The organism is Kribbella sp. NPDC004536 (assembly GCF_042873835.1).
Classification (GTDB): domain Bacteria; phylum Actinomycetota; class Actinomycetes; order Propionibacteriales; family Kribbellaceae; genus Kribbella.
In genome coordinates this window covers 1,599,392-1,620,868 of record NZ_JBIALY010000001.1, presented here as the reverse complement: position 1 = coordinate 1,620,868, position 21,477 = coordinate 1,599,392, and the positions used below count along the sequence as shown (strand labels likewise).

At 69.3% G+C, this 21,477-nt stretch carries 26 protein-coding genes and 1 riboswitch; of the genes, 19 read left to right on the top strand and 7 right to left on the bottom strand.

Annotated elements, in window-relative coordinates; genetic code table 11:
* Window positions 1-23: 23 nt before the first annotated feature.
* Window positions 24-1,208 (bottom strand): MFS transporter, encoded by a 1,185-nt coding sequence (locus ACFYRU_RS08010; RefSeq protein WP_387654474.1) that lies wholly within the window; start codon window positions 1,206-1,208, stop codon window positions 24-26.
* A gap of 124 nt (window positions 1,209-1,332) precedes the next feature.
* On the opposite strand from ACFYRU_RS08010, the gene ACFYRU_RS08005 reads away from it, so the two are divergent.
* Together ACFYRU_RS08005 and ACFYRU_RS08000 are read left to right on the top strand one after the other, a co-directional pair.
* On the top strand, window positions 1,333-1,782 hold the full coding sequence (locus tag ACFYRU_RS08005) for a MarR family winged helix-turn-helix transcriptional regulator (protein WP_387654471.1): 450 nt from the start codon (window positions 1,333-1,335) through the stop codon (window positions 1,780-1,782).
* A gap of 2 nt (window positions 1,783-1,784) precedes the next feature.
* Window positions 1,785-1,973: a hypothetical protein gene (locus tag ACFYRU_RS08000; RefSeq protein ID WP_387654468.1), complete on the top strand. Its 189-nt coding sequence runs from the start codon at window positions 1,785-1,787 to the stop codon at window positions 1,971-1,973.
* Here the strand turns inward: ACFYRU_RS08000 and ACFYRU_RS07995 are convergent.
* Together ACFYRU_RS07995 and ACFYRU_RS07990 are read right to left on the bottom strand one after the other, a co-directional pair.
* Entirely contained in the window at window positions 1,958-2,890 is a 933-nt protein-coding gene (locus ACFYRU_RS07995) for a cation diffusion facilitator family transporter (RefSeq protein WP_387654466.1), read from the bottom strand. The two genes, ACFYRU_RS08000 and ACFYRU_RS07995, sit on opposite strands and share 16 nt — an antisense overlap.
* Window positions 2,883-3,776, bottom strand: a complete 894-nt coding sequence (locus tag ACFYRU_RS07990) for a LysR family transcriptional regulator (protein WP_387654463.1) — start codon at window positions 3,774-3,776, stop codon at window positions 2,883-2,885. The genes ACFYRU_RS07995 and ACFYRU_RS07990 overlap by 8 nt, the downstream gene beginning before the upstream one ends.
* 71 nt (window positions 3,777-3,847) lie before the next feature.
* Between ACFYRU_RS07990 and ACFYRU_RS07985 the strand changes: the two genes are divergently transcribed.
* The 8 genes from ACFYRU_RS07985 (at window position 3,848) to ACFYRU_RS07950 (ending at window position 11,927) form a co-directional block, all read left to right on the top strand.
* Window positions 3,848-4,900 carry an SDR family oxidoreductase gene (locus ACFYRU_RS07985; protein ID WP_387654460.1) on the top strand — a complete coding sequence of 351 codons (1,053 nt, stop codon included), beginning with the start codon at window positions 3,848-3,850 and terminating at the stop codon, window positions 4,898-4,900.
* Window positions 4,901-4,934: 34 nt separating this feature from the next.
* Entirely contained in the window at window positions 4,935-5,519 is a 585-nt protein-coding gene (locus ACFYRU_RS07980) for a helix-turn-helix domain-containing protein (protein WP_387658049.1), read from the top strand.
* Between the two features lie 111 nt (window positions 5,520-5,630).
* On the top strand, window positions 5,631-6,791 hold the full coding sequence (locus tag ACFYRU_RS07975; protein ID WP_387654458.1) for an NAD(P)/FAD-dependent oxidoreductase: 1,161 nt from the start codon (window positions 5,631-5,633) through the stop codon (window positions 6,789-6,791).
* Complete coding sequence (locus tag ACFYRU_RS07970) at window positions 6,788-6,943, top strand: hypothetical protein (RefSeq protein WP_387654456.1); 156 nt, start codon at window positions 6,788-6,790, stop codon at window positions 6,941-6,943. Before ACFYRU_RS07975 ends, ACFYRU_RS07970 begins: the two co-directional genes overlap by 4 nt.
* Window positions 6,940-9,249 (top strand): FAD-dependent oxidoreductase, encoded by a 2,310-nt coding sequence (locus ACFYRU_RS07965; protein ID WP_387654454.1) that lies wholly within the window; start codon window positions 6,940-6,942, stop codon window positions 9,247-9,249. Before ACFYRU_RS07970 ends, ACFYRU_RS07965 begins: the two co-directional genes overlap by 4 nt.
* Window positions 9,246-10,148, top strand: coding sequence for a dihydrodipicolinate synthase family protein (locus ACFYRU_RS07960; protein WP_387654452.1), 903 nt, complete (start codon window positions 9,246-9,248; stop codon window positions 10,146-10,148). The genes ACFYRU_RS07965 and ACFYRU_RS07960 overlap by 4 nt, the downstream gene beginning before the upstream one ends.
* Window positions 10,145-11,146: a proline racemase family protein gene (locus ACFYRU_RS07955; protein ID WP_387654449.1), complete on the top strand. Its 1,002-nt coding sequence runs from the start codon at window positions 10,145-10,147 to the stop codon at window positions 11,144-11,146. The genes ACFYRU_RS07960 and ACFYRU_RS07955 overlap by 4 nt, the downstream gene beginning before the upstream one ends.
* 82 nt (window positions 11,147-11,228) lie before the next feature.
* Window positions 11,229-11,927, top strand: a complete 699-nt coding sequence (locus ACFYRU_RS07950; protein WP_387658046.1) for a nitroreductase family protein — start codon at window positions 11,229-11,231, stop codon at window positions 11,925-11,927.
* Here the strand turns inward: ACFYRU_RS07950 and ACFYRU_RS07945 are convergent.
* Window positions 11,825-12,172 (bottom strand): UBP-type zinc finger domain-containing protein, encoded by a 348-nt coding sequence (locus ACFYRU_RS07945; protein ID WP_387654446.1) that lies wholly within the window; start codon window positions 12,170-12,172, stop codon window positions 11,825-11,827. The two genes, ACFYRU_RS07950 and ACFYRU_RS07945, sit on opposite strands and share 103 nt — an antisense overlap.
* An 88-nt stretch (window positions 12,173-12,260) precedes the next feature.
* Between ACFYRU_RS07945 and ACFYRU_RS07940 the strand changes: the two genes are divergently transcribed.
* Entirely contained in the window at window positions 12,261-12,749 is a 489-nt protein-coding gene (locus ACFYRU_RS07940) for a VOC family protein (protein WP_387654443.1), read from the top strand.
* Here the strand turns inward: ACFYRU_RS07940 and ACFYRU_RS07935 are convergent.
* From ACFYRU_RS07935 to ACFYRU_RS07925, 3 genes are read right to left on the bottom strand one after another with little or no spacing between them, the layout of a single operon-like run.
* A complete protein-coding gene (locus ACFYRU_RS07935) occupies window positions 12,739-13,578 on the bottom strand; it encodes a biotin-dependent carboxyltransferase family protein (protein ID WP_387654440.1) in 840 nt (279 codons plus the stop codon). The two genes, ACFYRU_RS07940 and ACFYRU_RS07935, sit on opposite strands and share 11 nt — an antisense overlap.
* On the bottom strand, window positions 13,575-14,180 hold the full coding sequence (locus tag ACFYRU_RS07930; RefSeq protein ID WP_387654437.1) for an allophanate hydrolase subunit 1: 606 nt from the start codon (window positions 14,178-14,180) through the stop codon (window positions 13,575-13,577). Before ACFYRU_RS07930 ends, ACFYRU_RS07935 begins: the two co-directional genes overlap by 4 nt.
* A complete protein-coding gene (locus tag ACFYRU_RS07925; RefSeq protein ID WP_387654434.1) occupies window positions 14,180-14,932 on the bottom strand; it encodes a LamB/YcsF family protein in 753 nt (250 codons plus the stop codon). Before ACFYRU_RS07925 ends, ACFYRU_RS07930 begins: the two co-directional genes overlap by 1 nt.
* A 79-nt stretch (window positions 14,933-15,011) precedes the next feature.
* Between ACFYRU_RS07925 and ACFYRU_RS07920 the strand changes: the two genes are divergently transcribed.
* The 8 genes from ACFYRU_RS07920 to ACFYRU_RS07885 all read left to right on the top strand — a co-directional run bounded on the left by ACFYRU_RS07920 (window position 15,012) and on the right by ACFYRU_RS07885 (window position 21,474).
* On the top strand, window positions 15,012-15,746 hold the full coding sequence (locus tag ACFYRU_RS07920) for a GntR family transcriptional regulator (protein ID WP_387654431.1): 735 nt from the start codon (window positions 15,012-15,014) through the stop codon (window positions 15,744-15,746).
* A 43-nt stretch (window positions 15,747-15,789) separates the two neighbouring features.
* The gene (locus tag ACFYRU_RS07915) at window positions 15,790-17,217 is read left to right on the top strand and encodes an aminopeptidase P family protein (protein ID WP_387654428.1); all 1,428 of its coding nucleotides are present in this window, start codon (window positions 15,790-15,792) and stop codon (window positions 17,215-17,217) included.
* Between the two features lie 178 nt (window positions 17,218-17,395).
* The gene (locus tag ACFYRU_RS07910) at window positions 17,396-17,623 is read left to right on the top strand and encodes a hypothetical protein (RefSeq protein ID WP_387654427.1); all 228 of its coding nucleotides are present in this window, start codon (window positions 17,396-17,398) and stop codon (window positions 17,621-17,623) included.
* A 91-nt stretch (window positions 17,624-17,714) separates the two neighbouring features.
* On the top strand, window positions 17,715-18,068 hold the full coding sequence (locus ACFYRU_RS07905) for a DUF3817 domain-containing protein (protein ID WP_387654424.1): 354 nt from the start codon (window positions 17,715-17,717) through the stop codon (window positions 18,066-18,068).
* Window positions 18,066-18,172: riboswitch (glycine riboswitch) on the top strand. (Overlaps the previous gene by 3 nt.)
* Window positions 18,173-18,252: 80 nt before the next feature.
* The gene (locus tag ACFYRU_RS07900) at window positions 18,253-19,626 is read left to right on the top strand and encodes an L-serine ammonia-lyase (protein ID WP_387654421.1); all 1,374 of its coding nucleotides are present in this window, start codon (window positions 18,253-18,255) and stop codon (window positions 19,624-19,626) included.
* Window positions 19,627-19,680: 54 nt separating this feature from the next.
* Window positions 19,681-20,511 (top strand): helix-turn-helix transcriptional regulator, encoded by an 831-nt coding sequence (locus tag ACFYRU_RS07895; RefSeq protein ID WP_387654420.1) that lies wholly within the window; start codon window positions 19,681-19,683, stop codon window positions 20,509-20,511.
* A 185-nt stretch (window positions 20,512-20,696) separates the two neighbouring features.
* Window positions 20,697-21,218, top strand: a complete 522-nt coding sequence (locus tag ACFYRU_RS07890; RefSeq protein ID WP_387654417.1) for a hypothetical protein — start codon at window positions 20,697-20,699, stop codon at window positions 21,216-21,218.
* 28 nt (window positions 21,219-21,246) lie between these two features.
* A complete protein-coding gene (locus ACFYRU_RS07885) occupies window positions 21,247-21,474 on the top strand; it encodes a CopG family transcriptional regulator (protein ID WP_387654415.1) in 228 nt (75 codons plus the stop codon).
* The last annotated feature ends 3 nt before the right edge of the window (window positions 21,475-21,477 follow it).

The following is a 21,477-nucleotide window of genomic DNA, read 5'->3' as shown; positions in this document are numbered from 1 at the left end:
GTTGTTGAGCTTCACGGTGGGGATCACGAGTGGCTTCCTTCAAGAACGAGTGCGGAGGCGTGACTGGTGCGCCGGTCGAGCACGCCAGAGAAAAGTGCGACGACCAGACCGGCAACGGCGAGCGCAGCGCCGACCCAGTTAGGTGCGGTGTACCCAAGACCGCGCTCGATAGTCAGTCCACCGAGGTACGCGCCCACAGCATTGCCCAGGTTGAACGCAGCGATGTTCGCGGCGGACGCCAGCGCCGGAGCGCCGTGGGCCTTGTCCATAACGCGCTTCTGCAGCGGTGCGACCGTGGCGAAGCCCGCAGCACCGAACAGCGCGATCGTGACGGCAGAGGGGACCTTGGCGTGCGCTGTGAAGACAAAGACGACCAGTACGGCCGCCAGCAACGTCAAGATCAAGTACAGGCTCGGCATCAGCGACCGATCCGCAGCCTTACCGCCTAGCAGATTGCCCACCACGAGCCCACCGCCGAAGAGAACGAGCAGCCAGGTCACAGCTCCAGCAGAGAAGCCGGCGACCTCCGTCATCATCGGTGCGATGTAGGTGAACGACGCGAACACGCCGGCGAATCCCAGTGCGGTCATGGCCAGTGCCAGCCACACCTGCAGGCTCTTGAACACCGCCAGCTCGCTGCGCAGACCAGGGCCTTCCGCAGAAGCCTGCCGCGGTACCAGGAACACAATGCCGAGCAGACCGATCACCCCGAGCGCTGTGACCGCCCAGAACGTCGACCGCCACCCGAAGTGCTGGCCGAGCGCAGTACCACCCGGAACGCCGAGCACGTTGGCGATCGTCAGACCGGTGAACATCAGTGCGATCGCGCTTGCCTGCTTCGCCTTCGGTACCAGCGATGCCGCGACGACGGACCCGACACCGAAGAACGCTCCGTGCGACAGCGCCGCCACGATCCGCCCGGTCATCAGTACGCCGTACGTCGGAGCCACAGCGGAAAGCAGGTTGCCCACGATGAAGACGCCCATCAGTGCGATCAGCACGGTCTTGCGAGAGACCTTGGAGCCGATCGCGGTGAGCAGCGGGGCGCCGACCACGACGCCCAGCGCGTAGCCGGAGATGAGCAGGCCGGCGGACGGGATGCTGACGCCGAAGTCGGTCGCGACCTCGGGCAGCAGCCCCATGATGACGAACTCGGTGGTGCCGATCCCAAAAGCGCCGATAGCGAGCGCGAGCAGGGCCGCGGGCATGGGTTGTTCTCTCCCTCGAATGTAGTCTTATGACTGTTACCGGCGTGCGCGATAGTTGCACACGCGGGCTATTGCACAAGCGCTATGATTGCGCATGCAATCGTGAAGATCAAGTGGAGGTGCCGTGGGACTACCGGATGACGCCGCGGAGGCGCGGGCGCAGGGGTGGCGAACCCTGGCGGCGCTGCATGCCCGGATCGAGGACGAGCTGGAGCGCGCGCTGCAGAAGCAGCACGGTCTGTCCGTGAGTGAGTACAGCGTGCTGGACGTGCTGGCGCGGCAGGACGACTACCACCTGCGCATGAACCAGCTCTCGAACGCCGTGGTCCTCAGCCAGTCGGCTACTACTCGTCTGGTGAACCGCCTAGAGGACCGCAAGCTGCTCCAGCGTTACCTGTGCCCGACAGACCGGCGTGGCATCTACACGGAAGTCACTGAGGCCGGCCGCGAGCTGCTGGACCAGGCCCAGCCAACACACGACGCCGTACTGACGTCCGCACTGTCGACTGCCGCAGAGCTCCCCGAGCTGTCCCCTCTGGTCCGCGCACTGGGGAAGCTTCCGCTGACGGTGTGACCATGGCCCGTAAGTACGACAACCGGAAGCTGTACCTACTGCTGATGGGCACGTGCGCAACGCTCATCATCATGGCGTGGTTCGTCGTCCGGCTGTTCTCCATCCCGGCGGCCATCGCCATGAGCGCGGTAGCCGCCGTACTACCCCCGGCCGCGGCCATTGTCGCCAACTGGGGTCACGACAAGCGCTGACGAGGGTCGCCGGGCGTCGGGTCGAGGTACAGGTGCCGGATGCTCGGGTGCTCCTGGCGTACCTTGACGTCGATCTGCTCGGCGAGCTGCTCGATCGCGGCGCCGGTCGTGCCGGAGTCGACCAGGTCCACGGTCGCGACGACCAGCACCTGGTCCGGAGCCAGCTGCAGACTGAGCAGGTCGAGGACGTCGACGATCCCGGGTTCACCGGCGATGATCGCGCGGATCTCACGCTGCACGTCGGTCGGTAGGGCGCGCCCGATCAGCATCGCCTTGTTGTCGCGGCCGAGCGTGAACGCGACGACGATCAGCAGTACGCCGATCGCGATCGAGGCTGCGCCGTCCCAGACGTGCTCGCCGGTGACGACCGCCAGCGTCACGCCGACGGCCGCGATCAGCAGGCCGACCAGGGCCGCCGAGTCCTCGAAGGCCACTGTTTTGACCGCCGGCTCGGCAGTGCGCAGGTGCTGCCGGAGCGGTACGCCGGCTGCCCGCGCTTCCCGTCGCAGCTGGAGCATCGCCCGCAGCCAGGAACTGCCCTCGAACACGAAGGAGATCGCGAGGACCGGATAGATCACCGCGAGCGCGGCGATCGGCGAGGGCGCGAAGATGGACCGCAGTCCCTCGGTGATCGAGAAGCCGGCGCCGAGGACGAGGATCCCGACTGCGGCGAGCAGCGACCAGAAGTACCGCTCCATCCCGTAACCGAACGGATGTCGCACGTCGGCCGGCTTCCGGCTGCGATGCAGCGCGGTCAGCAGGAACGCCTGGTTGAGCGTGTCCGCGACCGAGTGCGCCGCCTCCGCGAGCAGCGCCGTCGATCCGGACAGCAGGCCGGCGACGACCTTGGCGATCGCGATCACCAGGTTCGCAGCACCGGCCAGCAGGACTGTGCCGTCCGACTCTTCCTCAGCCATCACCTTCGCGTGCCCGTAGACCCGCGGACTGAAACAGCACATCCATGAACGCTGATGCCAACGGGTCAGGGGTGCTGCGGGTGTACGCGGTCAGCGTGCGGCAGACGGGTGGTTCCGGGTGCAGGACGTGGCCGTCGAAGTCCTTCGGGAGGATGTTGTCAGGCACCAGGGCGGGACCGAGGCCTGCTGCGGCGAGTGCGGGCGCTGCCGCTGTCTGCTCCGTGCGTACGGCTAGGCGTGGTTCAAAACCGGCTTGCGCACAGGCGTTGTCCAGAACATCGGCCAGGCCGTGGCCTGGTGCGTAGTGGACCCATGCGCGGTCCTTGAGGTCGTGGAGCTTCACGGTGTCGCCTGTCGCGGCAGGGTCATCGGCTGCGACGACAACGACGAGCTCCTCGGTGCCTAGCGCGCGGATGAAGCCAGGCCAGTTCGCCGGCTCCGGACCGACGGCAAGGTCGGCCTGTCCGGCGTTCATGGCGTCGACGAGCTCGTCCGTGTGGCGGTGCTCGAAGAGGCGGATGCCTACGTTCGGCCGGGTCTGCCGCCAGCGTCCCAGCGCCGCGGGCAGTACGCCCAGGGTGATCGAGTAGAGCGTCGCGATCTGCAGCTCGCCGACCTCGAGCCCGGCGGCCTGCCTGGCGGCGCACTGCGCTCGTTCGGCATCGGCCAGCGTGGCACGGGCATGCGGGAGCATCGCCCGTCCGGTCGGGGTGAGGCGGACGGTACGAGGGAGGCGCTCGAGCAGTGGGCCGCCGGCGGAGCGTTCGAGCGCCCGGATCTGGTGGGAGAGGGCCGGCTGGGTGACGTGCAGGAGCTCGGCGGCCTTCGTGAACGAACCTTCGCCGACGACGGTGACGAAGTACTCGAGCTGCCTGAGGGTTGCCATGAGCACAGCTTATGGCTTTGGTGAAAACAATGCCTTGGTTTTATCTCCGCAGGTCAGCAAGGCTGTTCGGTATGCAGAACGTTGCCTTGGTGGTCGGTGCCCGCGGAGTGATCGGGACGAATCTGGTCGAACATCTGATGTCGCTGCCGGACTGGCGGGTGATCGGCCTGTCGCGGCGCGGCGGGACCGACGTACCCGGCCGGGTACGGCAGCTCGCGGTGGATCTGCTCGATCCGGACGACACCCGCGCGAAGCTTTCGGAGTTGACCGACGTGACGCACGTGTTCTACGTCGCGTACCAGGACCGGCCCACCTGGGCCGAGCTCGTACCGCCGAACCTCGCGATGCTGGTGAACGTCGTCGACGCGATCGAGCCGGTCGCGCGCGGCCTGCGGCACGTCAGCCTGATGCAGGGCTACAAGGTGTACGGCGCGCATCTGGGTCCGTTCAAGACGCCGGCCCGCGAGGACGATCCGCCGCACCTGCCGCCCGAGTTCAACGTCGACCAGCAGCGCTTCCTGGAGGAACGGCAGCACGGCAAGACGTGGACCTGGTCGGCGCTGCGCCCTTCTGTGGTTGGCGGTTCGGCCCTCGGCAACCCAATGAACCTCGCGGTCGCGATCGCCGTCTACGCCTCGCTCTCGAAGGAGCTCGGCGTACCACTGCGCTTCCCCGGCAAGCCCGGGGCGTACCACTCGCTGCTGGAGCTGACCGACGCCGGATTGTTGGCCAAGGCAACGGTATGGGCGGCGACGGCGCCGGCCGCGGCGAACCAGGCGTTCAACATCACGAACGGCGACCTGTTCCGCTGGAGCGAGCTGTGGCCGAAGCTCGGCGCATGGTTCGGCCTTGACGTGGCGCCGCCGCTGCAGATGTCGTTGCAGGACGTGATGGCCGACAAGGAACCGGAGTGGAAGCAGCTGCAGGCCTCCCACAACCTGGTCGGTACGTCGTTCGCCGAGGTGTCGTCGTGGCCGTTCGCGGACTTCGTCTTCGGGTGGGACTACGACTTCTTCGCGGACGCCTCGAAGTCGCGCCGGGCAGGCTTCCACGAGTACGCCGACACCGAGCAGATGTTCTACCGGATCTTCGCCGAGCTGCGTCGCCGGCGGATCATCCCCTGATGCCGGGTGTGGCATGCTCCCCGGTGTGACGGTGATGGGTGCGGGAAAGCTGCTCGGGACGAACCTGCGGGCGCGACGGGACCAGCAGGGCATCTCGCTGTCGGAGCTGGCCCGGCGGTCCGGGATCGCGAAGGGCACGCTGTCCCAGCTGGAGTCCGGCGCGGGCAACCCGACGATCGAAACAGTGTTCAGTTTGTCGAACGCTCTCGGGGTGCCGGTGTCCGCGCTGCTGGCCGAGTCGCCGGCCTCCGACGTGGTCCTCGTCCGGTCCGCGGAGGTCGACGTACTGTCCGGTGACGCGATCGACCTGCGGATGCTGCGGCGGCTCGAGCACCCGGGCGGGCTGTTCGAGATCTACAACCAGGAGATCCGGCCGGACGCCGTCCAGCAGTCCGACGGGCATCCGGGGACCGAGCACCACATCGTCCTGTCCGGGCGCCTGCGCATCAATGCCCACGGGCAGAACGCGGATCTGGGCCCGGGCGACTACCTGGCGTTCCGGGCGGCCGGACCGCACTCGTACGAGGCCGTGGGCGGGCCGGTGCGGTCGGTGCTGCTGCTCGAGTACCCGCCGGACGTGTATCCGGCGGCGGCCGGCGGACCGCATCTGCAGGGATAGTTCCGGAAAAGGTCCGGGACAGGTCCGGTTGGGTGCATTGACCGGTCGTCGGGGGCACGCGTAATCTCGGAGTCGTTCATTTTAGCGAACGTCTTGCCCGAGGAGGCCGTCATGCACCGGTCCGCGACACCCGACGTGGTGGTGGTCGGCGCGGGCATGGTCGGGGCCGCGTGCGCCGAGGCGCTGTCCGCCGCCGGGGTGCGGGTGCTGGTGATCGACCGCGACGGCCCGGCCGCGGGGACGACGGCTTCCGGCGAGGGCAACGTGCTGGTCTCGGACAAGGAGCCGGGGCCGGAGCTGGAGCTCGCGGTCGCGTCCCGCGCCGAGTGGGACGTGGTTCGCGGACGGTTGCCGGAGCGGGTCGCGGACGTGGAGTGGGAGGCGAAGGGCGGCGTCGTGGTGGCGACCGGCGACCCGGAGCCGCTGACCGCCTTCGCCGCGAAGCAGCGGGAGGCCGGCGTTGACGCACGGGTGATCACGCCTGCGGAGGTGTTCGAGCTCGAGCCACTGCTCACGCCACGGGTGACGATCGGCGTGCACTACCCCGACGACGCGCAGGTGCAGCCGGTGCTGGCCGCGACCGCGCTACTGGCGGCGGTTCGCGAGCGCGGCGGTGACGTGCGATCGGGGGTCACCGCGCTCGGGATCAGGCAGTCACGTGGCCGGGTGGTCGGAGTGGACACGTCGGAGGGCGACATCGCGTGTGGTGCGGTGCTGAATGCGTGCGGTCCGTGGGCCGGTGCGTTCGCCGCGGCGGCCGGCGCACGGATCGAGGTGCTGCCGCGGCGCGGGATGATTCTCGTCACGGCACCACTGCCGGAGTGCGTGCGGCACAAGGTGTACGACGCGGACTACGTGGGGGCTGTCGGTAGCGGGGACGCGGAGCTGCAGACGTCCACTGTGGTGGAGTCGACGCGGGCCGGGACCGTGCTGATCGGGTCGAGCCGCGAGCGGATCGGCTTCGACGAACGCCTGAAGGTGCGGGTGTTGCAGGAGTTGGCGCGCAAGGCAGTCGGGCTGTTCCCGTTCCTGGGCGATGTCGCGGTGATGCGGACGTACGGTGGCTTCCGCCCGTATGCGCCGGATCATCTACCGGTGATCGGTCCGGATCCACGGGCGCACGGGCTATGGCACGCGACCGGTCACGAGGGCGCCGGCATCGGTCTGGCACCGGCGACGGGCCGGCTGATCACGGAGCAGTTCCTAGGTTTGGCGCCGCATCTCGATCCGGCGCCGTTCCGCGTCGACCGCCCAGCGGTGATCGCCGCATGACCGCGTACCAGCGCCCGCGTCCGGGCGATCCCGCCGTCATCGAGCTGGCACCGGCGACCGGCCGACTGCTCAGGGAGCAGTTCCTGGGTTTGGCGCCGCATCTCGATCCGGCGCCGTTCCGCGTCGACCGCCCAGCGGTGATCGCCGCATGACCACGTACCAGCGCCCGCGTCCGGGCGATCCAGCTGGCGTCGACCGGCCGCCGACTGTGCCGGTCACGGTCGACGGGCACCCTGTCACGGCGCACGCCGGCCAGACGGTCGCCGCCGTACTACTCGCGAACGGCCGCGACACCTGGCGTACGACTCGGTTCTTCGGTCGCCCACGCGGCACCTTCTGCGGCATCGGCGCCTGCTACGACTGCCTCGTCACGGTGAACGGCCTGCCCGACACCCGCGCCTGCCAACGCACAATCGCACCCAACGACGCCATCACCACCCAACAAGGAGCGGTCCTACCCACAACCCCCGAAGCCCCACACGAGCAAGCACCTCCCTCCCGGAGCGCGCGTGGTGGTGGGGCACTTGCAGCTGGGGTCGGGAGTGTGGATGTTGTTGTGGTTGGGGGTGGGCCGGCGGGGATTGCTGCGGCGATTGCGGCTGCTGAGGTCGGTGCCGAGGTGCTGTTGGTGGACAACGGGCGGGCGGTCGGTGGGCAGTTCAACCGGCAGTTGCCGGTCGAGTTCGCGGCGCGTCGGCCCGATCGGTTGCAGCACGGGTGGAAGAACTTCGCGGCGCAGCGGGACCGGATCGCAGAGTCACCGCGGATCACCCACCTGACCGAGACCTCCGTATGGGCAATCGAGAGGCCCCGCGAGCCAATCGGAGACACCACGCAAGTCGACGCCCAGACAGGACACCCTGCGCGGGTTGACGCCCAGGCGGGAGATGCTGCGCAGGTTGGTGTCCAGGCGGGAGATGCTGCGCGGGGTGGCGTTCGGGCGGGGGATGCTGCGCGGGGTGGCGCCCAGGCCGAGGCGGTGGGGCGCGGGGTGTTCGCGGTGGTGGGGCGGCGGGTTGCGGCGAGGTATCGGGTTTGGGTGCAGCGGGGGCCTGCTGATGCGGCTGGGCGGACGCCGTTCTCGGTAGATGCGAAGGCTGTCGTGCTGGCGACCGGGGCGTACGACCGGGTGCTGCCGTTTCCGGGATGGGACTTGCCCGGCGTTTACACGGCGGGCGCCGCGCAGGCGTTGGCGAAGGGGCAGCGGATCTCGGTCGGCCGTCGCGTCCTGGTCGCCGGTACGGGTCCGTTCCTGCTGCCGGTTGCTGAGTCCTTGGTCGGAGTGGGCGCGGAGGTCGTCGCGCTGCTCGAGGCCAACTCGCTCCGGACGGTCCGCAAGGGCTGGTCGTCCGACCCAACGGTTGCCGCTGGCAAACTTCGGGAAGGCGCGGGGTACGGCGCGGTGCTCGCCCGGCACCGGATACCGCTGCGGCACGGCTGGACCGTCGTCGCTGCCCACGGCACCGATCACGTCGAGGCCGTCACGATCGCGCGCCTCGACGCGAGCTGGCGCCCGGTTCCCGGAAGCGAGCGCCGGGTCGAGGTCGACGCCGTCTGCCTCGGCTTCGGCTTCACTGCCAATGTGGAACTTGCTGTCGCCAGCGGTTGTGAACTCACCACCGCTCCGGACGGCGGCCCCGCAGTCGCCGTCGACGCCAACCAGCAGACAACGGCGCCAGGCGTGTTCGCCGCCGGCGAGCTGACGGGAGTCGCCGGCGCCGCTCCGTCGGCTGCCGAAGGCGAAGTGGCCGGTGCCGCCGCCGCGCAGTACGCCCTCGGTGCGCCGCCGAACGGGAAAGCGGTACCGGGCGGGGACGCGGTACCGGGCGGGGACGCGGTACCGGGCGGGGAAGTGGCGCCAGGCGGGGAAGTGGCGCCGGGTGGGAAAGCGACGCCCGACGGGAAAACGACGCCCGACGGGAAAGCGACGCCCGACGGGAAAGCGGCACCGAGGGGGGAAGGGACGCCGGAGGGGAAAGCGGCACCGGGCGGGGAAGTGACGTCGCGCGGGGAAGTAACGCCGGGCGGGGACGCGGTACCGGGTGGGGAAGTGACGTCGCGCGGGGAAGTGGCGCTGGGTGGGGAAGTGACGCGGGGCGGGGAAGCTCGGGGGGCCGTGGGCAGGGGCAAGAGGCTGGCGGAGGTGCTTGCTCGGGCTTATCCGGTGCGGGACGGGTGGAAGGGCTGGAGTACGGCGGAGACGCTGGTGTGTCGCTGCGAAGAAGTCACCCGCGGCGAACTGGAAGACGCGGCCGCGGATCGCGGACTGGGCGACGGCCGGGCAATGAAGCTCAGCAGTCGCGCGGGCCTCGGGATGTGTCAGGGACGGGTTTGTTCGCGGAACGTCGCCGCCCTGCTGGCCGAGCCCGGTGCGGTACCGAAGCCAAGCATGAAACGACCGATCGCCGTACCCGTGAGGCTGCGGGATCTGGCCAGAGCGCAGGAGGAACAACCATGAGCGAGAAGTTGGAAGGCGTGATCGTCGCGACCGCGCTGCCGTACGCCGAGGACGCGTCGGCGCCGGCGGGGTTGCGGCCGGACCTGGACAAGTACGCCGAGCACTGCCGGTGGCTGGTCGAGAACGGCTGCCGCGGCGTCGGGCCGAACGGGTCCCTGGGCGAGTACTCGTCGCTCACCGACGACGAACGGCGTGCCGTCGCGAGGACCGCGATCGAGGCTGTCGGCGACGAAGGTGTCGTGGTGGTCGGCGTGCACGGTGTCGGTTCCCACCAGGCGCGTGCTTGGGCGGAGAAGGCGGCCGAGGACGGTGCGGACGGCGTGCTCTGCCTGCCGCCGACGATGTACCGGGCGAACCGCGGCGAGGTGATCGCGCACTTCACCGAGGTCGCGAAGGCCGGTCTGCCGGTGATGGTCTACAACAACCCGCTCGACACCAAGGTCGACCTGACGCCGGACCTGCTGGCCGAGATCGCCCAGATCGAGAACGTGGTCGCGGTGAAGGAGTTCTCCGGTGACGTCCGGCGGATCCTCGAGATCCGCGAGCTGGCGCCGGACCTGGCCGTGATCGCGGGCGCCGACGACCTGACCCTCGAGGCGTTGCTGATGGGCGCGACCGGCTGGTTCGCCGGGTTCCCGAACGTGTTCCCGAAGGAATCGGTCCGGTTGTACGACCTTGCCCTCCAAGGCAAGCTGGAAGAGGCCCGGGCGCTGTACGAGCCGCTGGTCGCCGCGTTCCGGTGGGACTCGCGGACCGAGTTCGTGCAGGCGATCAAGTACGGCATGGACTACGTCGGCCGGTTCGGCGGACCGTGCCGCCCGCCGCGCGGGCCGCTCGTCCCCGAACACGTCGCGCAGCTGGAGCTGGACATGAAGAAGGCAGTGGAGTCACTGGTATGAGGTCTGTCCGGACGATCAGTGCGATCGACTCGCACACCGAGGGCATGCCGACCCGCGTCGTGACCGGCGGCGTCGGCGTGGTCCCGGGTGCGACGATGGCCGAGCGCCGTGAGTACTTCGTGAAGCACCTGGACGACCTGAGGTTGTTCCTCGTGAACGAGCCGCGCGGTCATGCCGCGATGAGCGGCGCGATCCTGCAACCGCCGACCAGGTCCGACGCGGACTGGGGCGTGCTGTACATCGAGGTCTCCGGCTGTCTGCCCATGTGTGGCCACGGCACGATCGGCGTGGCCACCGTGCTGGTCGAGTCCGGCATGGTCGAGGTGACCGAACCGATCACGAAGGTCCGGCTGGACACACCCGCCGGGCTCGTCGTCGTGGACGTTGCCGTGAGCAACGGCCGGGCGGAACGGGTGACATTGCGGAACGTCCCGTCGTACTCGCATGCGCTGGACGCTTCGGTGGAGGTGGCCGGACTGGGGAAGGTCACCTATGACATGGCGTACGGCGGAAACTTCTACGCGATCCTGCCGCTGGAGCAGTTGGGCATCCCGTTCGACCGGGCGGAGAAGGACCGGATCCTGAAGGCCGGCCTCGACATCATGGACGCGATCAACGCCACCGATCGTCCGGTGCACCCGCTCGACCCGGGGATCAACGGCTGCAAGCACGTACAGTTCACCGCTCCGGGCGAGGACGGTGCCGACTCCCGCAACGCGATGGCGATCCACCCCGGCTGGTTCGACCGTTCGCCCTGCGGGACCGGTACGTCGGCCCGCATGGCGCAACTTCACGCGCGCGGTGAGCTCGCGCTGGACACGGACTTCGTCAACGAGTCGTTCATCGGCACCCGCTTCACCGGCCGCCTCGTCGAGGAAACCACGGTCGGCCCGCACGTCGGCGTAGTACCAACAGTCACCGGCCGAGCCTGGATCACCGGCACAGCCAACTACCTACTGGACCCCGACGACCCGTTCCCCACCGGATTCGTGCTGTAGCAGTCGCCGCCGAGCACCAGCTAATTCACCGCCTTGTCGTCGCGGGCCGTCCGTTTGCCCACTTGTATAGTCCGGCGCGTGGATTTCTCTGAGGTGCTTCGGCGGCGCCGGACGGTTTCGGGAGTTCGCGGATCGGCCGATTGCGCCGGAGGTCGTCGAGCGCATTCTCGCCAGCGGGCAGCGTGGTCCGTCGGCGGGATTCATTCAGGGATTCGCATTCCTGGTCCTCACGGATCCGGATGATCGCAAGCGATTCTGGCCGTTCGCACCGAATCAGACGCGGCACAAGCCGCGCGTGATGAATGCGCCGTTGGTGATCGTGCCGTTGGCCGGTCGGGCGACGTACCTGGAGCGACGGCCCGAGTCGAGGTGGCCGGCGCCGTACTGGCAGATCGACACCGGGATGGCGGCGATGCTGATGCTGCTCGCGGCGGTCGACGAAGGGCTCGACGGGTTTCTGTTCTGGCTCATGCCCGATGCCGAGACCGACTTTCCGGACTCGCAGATTCCGGTGCACATCCAGCGTTTTCGTGACGAGTTCGGGGTTCCCCGACGGTTACGACCCCATCGGTGCCATCGCCGTCGGCCATCGGGCTGCCGACCTGCCCCCGCAGCCACCGCACGTCACAGCCGAACGCCGCGAATTCGAGACGTTCGTTCGCCGTGGACGTTGGTAGTTCAGCGGTGCAGTTGGTTCTGCCAGTCGGTGGGGACGTTGCCGCCGGGGACGGATTGGGTTTCGGGGCGGGAGGCCGGCGGGGCCAGGTCCGGGCCGTCGTAGTACTGCGACTCGCCGTAGTGCCAGAACCAGTCCTCGCCCGGCTCGAAGCTGCGGACGATCTGGTGGCCGGTGTTCGCGGCGTGCGCGGAGGCGTGCTGGGCAGGGGACGAGTCGCAGCAGCCGATGTGACCGCACTGCGCGCAGCGGCGGAGGTGGAACCACCATCCGTCGACGGCCAGACACTCGACGCATCCGGTACCGCTCGGAGGGACGGTGCTGTCGATACCAGGCGTTCCAGAAGTCATACCGGACATCCTGTCCCGTCCACCCGCCACCCACAAGCAACGCGTCAATAGGACACATCCCGTCCGCTACCTGCGGAAGGCTGAGGGCATGACGATTCAAGGGAAGTCGACCGTTACTCCGTACGTCGTGGTCAAGGGCGCGGACAAGTTCCTGGAGTTCGTGGAGAAGACGTTCGAGGTACGCACCTCCGGGCGGTTCCCGAACGAGGACGGGACGGTCGGGCACGCGGAGATCACCGTCGGCGAGTCGGTGGTGATGACGTTCGACGCGGCGCCCGAGTGGCCGGACACGCCGGCGTTCCTGAGCGTGTACGTCGACGACGTCGAGCGTACGTACCAGCGAGCGCTCGACGCGGGCGCGACCGTCGTGACCGAGCTGCTGTACTCCGGGATCACCGGCGACCGCGGCGGCCGGGTGAAGGATCCGCTGGGCAACATCTGGTGGCTGCAGACGCACGTCGAGGACGTCGACATGAGCAAGGTCCACGAGCGGTTCGCGGACCCCGCCGAGCTTGCGGTCATGCGTCGCGCGCAGGAGTCGTTCCAGGACGAGATGCGCAGCCGTACTACGCGCTGATCAGCCGGACCGATTGGCCCGGTCGGACCTGGGCGCAGGCGTCGAGGTCCGCCGCGGCGACGTACGCGATGACCGGGTAGCCGCCGGTGACGGGGTGGTCGGCGAGGAAGATGACCGGGGTGCCGGACGGGGGAATCTGGATCGCGCCGCGGGCCATGCCTTCGCTGGCCAGTTCACCGGTGCGCGCACGTTCCAGCGGCGCTCCGTCGAGGCGGACGCCGACGCGGTTGCTGTTCGTACTCACTTCATAAACCTGTGAGGTGAGTACGGCCCAGCCGGCGTCGGTGAACCAGTCGCGGCGCGGGCCGGGGGTTACTCGTAGTACGACCTGGCCGGGGGCGGGGTCACGTACCGGAGCCAGGTCTACTCCGGGCATCGGATGCACAGGTGAGCCGACCTGCAGGGTTTGCCCGGCGGTGAGTGGCGGAGGGCCGAGGCCCGACAGTAGGTCGGTGGAGCGGGAGCCCAGGACGGGCGGGACGGCGATGCCGCCGCGGACGGCCACGTACGTGCGTAGGCCGCTGGCAGGCGGACCTAGATGTAGGACTGAGCCCGATCTCAACACAGTGGGAGCGTTCAGGGGTACGCCGGTGCAGGGGGCGCCGGTGATGGCGACGAGAAGGTCGCCATCCGCGTGGATGGTCAGGCCGCCGTACGTCACCTCCAGGGCGGCCGCGCCGACGGGGTTGCCGACCAGGCGGTTCGCGAGCGCGTACGAGGAGCGGTCGCAGGCGCCGGAGGACGGTACGCCGAGGGCCGCCTGGCCGGCCCGCCCGCGGTCCTGGATTGTTGCTAACGGCCCCGTTTCGAGGACGGTCAGGCTGCTCATCCACGACCCGCGTCGACGAACCGGACCCGGCGCCCGGGGTGGAACAGCGCGGCAGGTTCGCGGGTGGCGTCGAAGATCCGTACCGGCGTACGGCCGATCAGCTGCCATCCGCCCGGGGACTCGCGCGGGTAGACCCCGCTGAACTCGCCGCCCAGCGCGACCGCACCGGCCGGCACCTTCGTCCGCGGCGACTCGCGCCGTGGGATGTTCCACGAGCCGGCCGAGGTCAGGTAACCGAACCCCGGGGCGAACCCGGAGAAGGCGACGGTCCACTCGTCGGCGGTGTGCCGGGCGATCACTTCCTCGCGGTCGCAGCCCAGGAGGCCGGCGACGTCATCCAGGTCCGCGCCGTCGTAGACGACCGGGATCTCGATCAGATCACCGCTCCGGCGGCGGTCCCGGACCGGCGTGACGTCGTTCAGCGTAAGGGACAAGGTGGCGAGGTCGCCGGTCGTGGTGACGAGGATCGTACGAGCGGCCGGAACGATGTCGACGACGCCCGCGGGCGGATCGGCGGCCAGCGCGGCGTAGTACCCGAGTACCTCGTCGAGGTCGTCCAGCTCCACGAGCAGGGCCTCGTCGCCGGACGGCAGGATCCGCATCAGCCCGTGAACGGGCGCAACGGCACGCCCGCTCCCTCCAGCGCGCCCCGCACCCGTCGCGCGATCTCCACCGCCCCAGGGGTGTCGCCGTGCACGCAGATCGAGGCCGCGTCCACGACCAGCGAGCCTCCGTCGACATCGGCGATCGACTGCCCGGTGGCCATCGCCGTACAACGCGAGGCGATCTCGTCGGCGTCGTGCAGTACCGACCCAGGCAGACGTCGTGACACCAACGTGCCTTCAGGGGTGTACGCGCGGTCTGCGAAAGCCTCGTGTACCACGGTCAGCCCGGCCTCGGCCGCGAGCCGGAGCCACGCCGACCCCGGGAGACCAAGCACCGGCAGCGTCTTGTCGTACGAGGCGACCGCGGTCACCACTGCGGTCGCCTGCTCGACGTGGTGGCCGATCGTGTTGTACAGCGCGCCGTGCGGCTTCACGTACCGGACCCGGTCGCCCGCGATCCGTGCGAACGCGTCCAGCGCACCGAGTTGGTACACGACCTCGTCGCGCAGGACCGCCGGCTCCACGTCCAGGAAGCGCCGACCGAACCCGGCCTTGTCGGCGTACCCGACGTGGGCGCCGATCGCGACGCCGCGCTCGACCGCCTCCGCCGTCACCCGGCGCATGATCGACGCGTCGCCGGCGTGGAAGCCGCAGGCGACGTTCGCGCTGGTGACGACGTCGAGCAGCGCCGAGTCGTCACCCATCGACCAGGAACCGTAGCCCTCGCCCAGGTCCGCGTTGAGGTCCATGCGCCCGAGCGTAGGGATTGTTGAACAATCCTGCAAGAGGCTTGTTCCACTTTTCCCGGCCAGCTGGGATGATGAGGAGATGACTGAGACCGGCCGCCAGGCCTGGCTGCGGACCGTCGCGGCCGACGTCGCGCGGCTGGACCGGAGCAGCTCGGCCGAGCGCGCCGCGGACATCCTCCGGCGCAGTATCACCGAAGGCGCGCTGCCGCCCGGCGCACAGTTGTCCGAGGTCGAGCTGACCGAAGTACTGGAGGTCAGCCGGAACACGCTCCGCGAGGCGTTCCGGCTGCTCACCCACGAAGGTCTGCTCGTCTACAAGCTGCATCGCGGGGTGTTCGTCCCGGAACTCGGCGAGCAGGACGTGATCGACCTGTACCGGCTGCGCCGCGTCCTCGAGGTGGATGTGGTCCGCGGCCTGGCCGACCGCGACCCGGAGCTCCCGGCGGAGCGGCTCGAGCCGTTGCACGACGACGTCGAAGCGGCCGAGGCAGCGGCCCGGGCGGACCACTGGCCCGCCGTCGGTACTGCGAACATGCGGTTCCACCAGCATCTGATCGGTCTGGCCGACAGTTCGCGGATGGACGCGATGACCGGGCGGCTGCTGGCCGAACTGCGGCTGCTGTTCCACGTGATCGCGGCCCCGCGCGAGCTGCACGAGCCGTACATCGAGCGGAACCGCGGGCTGCTCGAGCTGCTCGAGGCCCGCAAGTACGAGCAGGCCGCGGCGGACCTGCATCAGTACCTGCTCGACTCCGAGGAAGGCATCCTGGCCGCCTTCCGGGATAAGGGCTTGCAAACCCCGCCGACAACCTGAGTTGATGAGCTGACACCGTCAGCAGCAAAGGGGAGCACAGGTCATGACCGACGACGCCCGGACCGAAGAGACGCCGAAGTCCTACCGCCCGATCGACGCAGCAGGATTCCGGGACTTCGTTTCCCGCGGGTGGGGGCCGGTCGACCGGTCCGTGACGGTGCCGGAGGGGCTCGCCGAGGCGGCCGCCGAGCATCGGCGCAAGCTCGCCGCCGCGCTGCCGGGCCGCCGGATCGCGCTCGCGGCCGGCCGCGCGCCGGTCCGCTCGAACGACACCGACTACCAGTTCCGCGCGGACAGCGACTTCGTCTGGCTGACCGGTTGCCAGGCCGAGGGCGCCGTCCTGGTCATCTCCGGTGACGGCGACGCGACGCTGTACCTGCGCGAGACGGCCGGCCCGGACGAGGCGGACTTCTTCGCGAACGCCCGCGACGGTGAGCTGTGGATCGGCCCGGTGCCAGGCCTGAAGGACTGGTCGGACGCGCTGCAGATCGCCTGCCGCCCGATCGAGGAACTGCCCGCGGCGGTGCGCGGCGCCGTACCGTTCATGCTCTCGGTGCCCGGCGTGGAGCCGATGCTCGACGCGCTCGTCCGTACTTCGCCGACCGACGGCAACGCGCTCCGCCAGACGCTCGCCGAGCTGCGCCGGATCAAGGACGAGTGGGAACTCGACCAACTGCGCGAGGCGGTCGCGGCCAGCGTGCAGGCATTCGGCGATGTCGCGAGCGAGCTGCCGGAGGCGATCCGTGGCGGCGGCGAGCGCTGGCTGCAGGGCACCTTCGACCGGCGCGCGCGGACCGCGGGCAACGGCGTCGGCTACGCGTCGATCGTTGCTGCGGGCAACCACGCGCCGGTGCTGCACTGGGTCCGCAACGACGGCCCGGTGAACGAGGGCGACGTGATCCTGCTGGACGCCGGCGTCGAGACCCGGACGCTCTACACCGCCGACGTGACCCGGACCTTCCCGGCCACCGGCGAGTACACCGCGGCGCAGCGGCAGGTGCACGACCTGGTGCACAAGGCGCAGCTCGCGTCGCTCGAGGCCGTCAAGGTCGGTGCGCCGTACCGCGCGTTCCAGTACGAGGCGCTCCGCGTCCTGGCCGAGGGGCTGCGCGATTGGGGCCTGCTGGACGTGTCCATGGACGAACTGCTCGGCCCGGACGGGCAGCAGCACCGCCGGTACATCGTCTGCGGCACCGGCCACTACATCGGCCTCGACGTCCACGACTGCGACGCGTCCCGGCCGGAGGCGTACTTCGCCGGCACCATCGAGGCCGGGATGGCGCTCGCGGTCGAGCCCGGTCTGTACTTCCACCCGAACGACGAGACCGTACCGCCGGAGCTGCGCGGGATCGGCATCCGGATCGAGGACAACGTCGTCGTGCACGACGACCGGCTGGAGATCCTCACCGAGGCGCTGCCGATCACCACCGACGGCCTGGAGCAGTGGACCCGCTCGCACCTCGGGAAGTAATCAAAATTACCGGTCACAAACAGTAACGTTCGCCGGTGGGGCGCGATGTACTGGATGGGGGAGGGCTGATCTCGGCTCGGCGCGTGGCAGTGGGGGGCCGCGGACCACGCGCCCAGCCGAGGCGGCCTCGACCGGGGCCAGGGGGACCCGGCATCCCTGGGTACGGGGAGTAGTCATCATGAACCTACGGGTGCGCGTAATGAACTGCGGCGACCGGCACTGGTACGCCGACATCGACGACGCCGACGATCCGCAACCGGACGATCCGTTCTGGTACGTCGACAACTGCCGGAGCCAGGCGCAGGCGCTGGAGTCCGCCTGCACGGAGCTCCGGCTGATGTCCGGCCGGCTGGTCCGCGGCGACGAGCTGGACCGGGTGCTCGAGATCACCGGCGTCCCGGTCTGACCGATCACCCCAGGGTACGGCGGCCCAAGTGCCGCCGCGCTGAGGCACGGCGCGGCCCCTGGCTTGGGGCCGTTGTTAGGGTCGGTCGTTGATGAGTATCAAACATGCGCAGTGGTTCCGGGCGGTGGCGATCGCCGAGGCGATCTCGTGGACCGGGCTGCTGATCGGGATGTTGTTCAAGTACGTGCTGTCCGACAACGAGCTCGGAGTGCAGATCTTCGGCCCGATCCACGGCGGGATCTTCATCGCGTACGTGGTCACGGTGCTCGCCGTCCGCGGCCCGCTGCGCTGGTCGTGGCCGGTCACGCTGGCGGCGCTGGCAGCCAGCGTTCCGCCACTGTTCACCTGGTTCTTCGAGATCTGGGCGGTCCGGACAGGCCGGATTGACGGCGCCCGGCAGACCGCCGTACCGTCCACAACGTCAGTCAATTCAACAGCCGCATGAACCCGTGCGGGAGAGACCCGGGCCGGAGCTGATCTCCGCGAACCGGGCGCCGTAGGAGCAACTCTCCCCAAGAATCTCTCAGGCACCTTCACCGCGCGGGCGAGGCACCTCTGGAGGGCAGTCCGCCCAACAGAGCGGGGAGGACACCAAACGGTCAACGACGACCGGAAGGAACCTCCACACGATGGCGATCAGTGTCTTCGACCTGTTCAGTATCGGGATCGGCCCGTCGAGCTCCCACACCGTGGGCCCGATGCGCGCCGCCCGTACGTTCGCACTCGGCCTCGCCGCCGACGGCCTGCTGGCCGCGACGACGACCGTCGAGGCGCAGTTGTTCGGATCGCTCGGGGCCACCGGCCACGGGCACGGCAGCAACAAGGCGGTGCTGCTCGGGCTCGAGGGCGCCGACCCGGAGACCGTGGTCACGCACTCGGTCGACGCGCGCGCCGAGACGATCCGCGAGCGCGGCCGGCTCCTGCTGGCCGGTACCCACGAGATCGCGTTCGACGAGAACACCGACCTGGTGATGCACCGGCGCAAGGCGCTGCCGTACCACCCGAACGGGATGGTCTTCGTCGCCCGGGACGCGGACCAGGCCGTACTGCGCGAACGTACGTACTACTCGGTCGGCGGCGGCTTCGTCGTCGACGAGACCGCGGCCGCGGGCGACCGGATCGTGCCGGACACCACGCAACTGAAGTACCCGTTCACCACCGGCGCCGAGCTGCTCGACCGGTGCCGCGAGTCGCAGCTGTCGATCAGCGAGGTGATGCTCGCGAACGAGCTCGCCTGGCGGACCGAGGCGGAGATCCGCGCCGGGCTGCTGCACATCTGGCAGGTGATGCAGGACTGCGTCCGTGAGGGCTGCGAGACCGAGGGCATCCTGCCCGGCGGCCTGAAGGTCCCGCGCCGCGCGCACGCGCTGCACAAGAAGCTCAGCCAGGACCCGTGGTCGGTCGACCCGCTCAAGGTGATGGACTGGGTGAACCTGTTCGCGCTCGCGGTGAACGAGCAGAACGCGTCCGGCGGCCGGATCGTCACCGCGCCGACGAACGGTGCCGCGGGCATCATCCCGGCCGTACTGCACTACTACCGGCGGTTCGTGCCCGGCGCGACCGAGGACGGCGCGGTCCGGTTCCTGCTCGCGGCCGGCGCGATCGGCGTGCTGTACAAGGAGAACGCGTCGATCTCCGGCGCCGAGGTCGGCTGCCAGGGCGAGGTCGGCTCGGCCTGCTCGATGGCCGCCGCCGGTCTCTGCGAGGTGCTCGGTGGTACGCCGCAACAGGTCGAGAACGCCGCGGAGATCGCGATGGAGCACAACCTCGGACTGACCTGCGACCCGGTCGGCGGGCTGGTGCAGATCCCCTGCATCGAGCGGAACGCGATGGCGTCGGTGAAGGCGATCAACGCGGCCCGGATGGCGATGCACGGCGACGGCGTGCACGTGGTCACGCTCGACAAGGTGATCAAGACGATGCGCGAGACCGGCGCCGACATGAAGATCAAGTACAAGGAGACGTCCCGCGGCGGCCTCGCCGTCAACGTCATCGAGTGCTGACCAGGTAACAGCAGTACCAGGCTGTCGCCGGTCGCGCGGGTGATACTGGAGTACATGAGCGAGCTCGGGAAGACGCTGCACGCCTGGCGGGACCGGGTGGCGCCTTCGGAGGTCGGGCTGCCGGTCGGCGGGAAGCGGCGCGCGCCCGGGCTGCGCCGGGAGGAGCTCGCCTTGCTCGCGGGGCTATCGGTCGACTACATCGTGCGGCTCGAGCAGGGGCGGTCGGACTCGCCGTCGGTACAGGTGCTGACCGCGCTGGCCCGGGCGCTCCGGTTGTCCGATGCCGAGCGCAACCATCTGTTCGCGCTGGCCGGTGAGGTGGAGCCGTCACCGGGGCGGATCTCGGCGTACATCCCGCCGGGGGTGCAGCGGATCGTCGACCAATTGGACGGAGCGCCGTTGTGCGTGTGCGACGCGGCCTGGACGATCATCAGCTGGAACCCGTTGTTCGCCGCGCTGGCCGGTGACCCGTCGTCCTGGCACGGGCGGCACCGGAACATCATCTACCTGAACTTCGCCAGACCCGGCAGCCGCTTCGAGCAGACCCCCGAGCAGGCGCACGCCTTCCGGGTCGCGATGGTCACCGACCTGCGTGCGTCGCTCGCCCGTTACCCGGCCGACCCGGACCTGCGCGCGATGATCGACGACCTGCGCAGCGGGTACCCCGAGTTCGCCCGGCTGTGGGACGAACGAGTGGTCGGGTTCCATCAGTCGGAGCGGAAGACGATCCGGCATCCGGTGGTCGGTGCCTTCGACATCGACTGCGACATCCTCGCCGTACCGGGCAGCGATCTGCGGATGGTCGTCTACACCGCCGCGCCGAACTCCGAGGCCGCCGAGAAGCTCCGGTTGTTGTCGGTGGTCGGATTGCAGGCGTTGACCTGAGCAATCAGTTAACGCACCGCATTGCTACGGCTGCGTAAATGGTCATTCATTACTAGACTTTCAAGTCCTGGTGTAGAAATTCTTCCAAGGGCTGTTTGAAACGCCGGGTGAACCGATACCCTGCGGGACTTGTGAATCCGATGTCTGCCAGGGCTTCCCGGCGTCGCCGTCAGGTCGCCACGGGCGTGAGCATCGTGGTCGGCGGCTACCTGGTACTGGTACTGATTGCCCTCCTCGGCGGTCCGCGGATCGGCGCGTCGTTCCTGCCGCTGCCAGGCGCGGGGCCTGAACCGGCCAGCCCGGTCGCCGCTCCCCAGCCCGCTCAGCCGGGCGAGAACATCGCGATCCCGCACAGCACCACCGCGACCCCCGGTGCTCCGTCGACCGTGAACACCCCGTTGCCGACGGCAACCACCCCCGCCGAGGTGGACATCCCCGCCGGCGTCACCACAACCCCAGACCCGACCGCGACACCCACCCCACAGATCGTCGAGACCGCAGTCCCCACCACCGCCCCAGCCACCCGCCTCCCGCCCACCACGGTCCCGACAACACAAGCAACCGACCGCCCCACCCTGGACCCCACAGTCCCACCAACCACCACCCCACCCACACCATCCCCCACCCCAACAGCCACCCCCACCCCCAACAACCCAGGCGGCCTAGGCGGAGCCTTAAGCCGCCTACTCCACAAACTCGGCCTCTAACTCATCGGAGATGTCCTACGGTTGATGTATGTCGACGGAGCGCATCGAGGTGGACGCCGATTCGGAGGATCTGGAGCTGATAGCCGAGGCTTCTCGGCGGCGTGGTATCCCCGAAGGAGACATCATCCGGGAAGGTATCCACCTAGCGGCGATGCCTAACCGGGTGTGGGACGAGCCGCTCGACTGGCCGACGCGTGGTGAGCCGATGACGGATGGCTGGGCGCCCGGCGAAGGCGCCCGGTCTACCGAGTTGTGACCC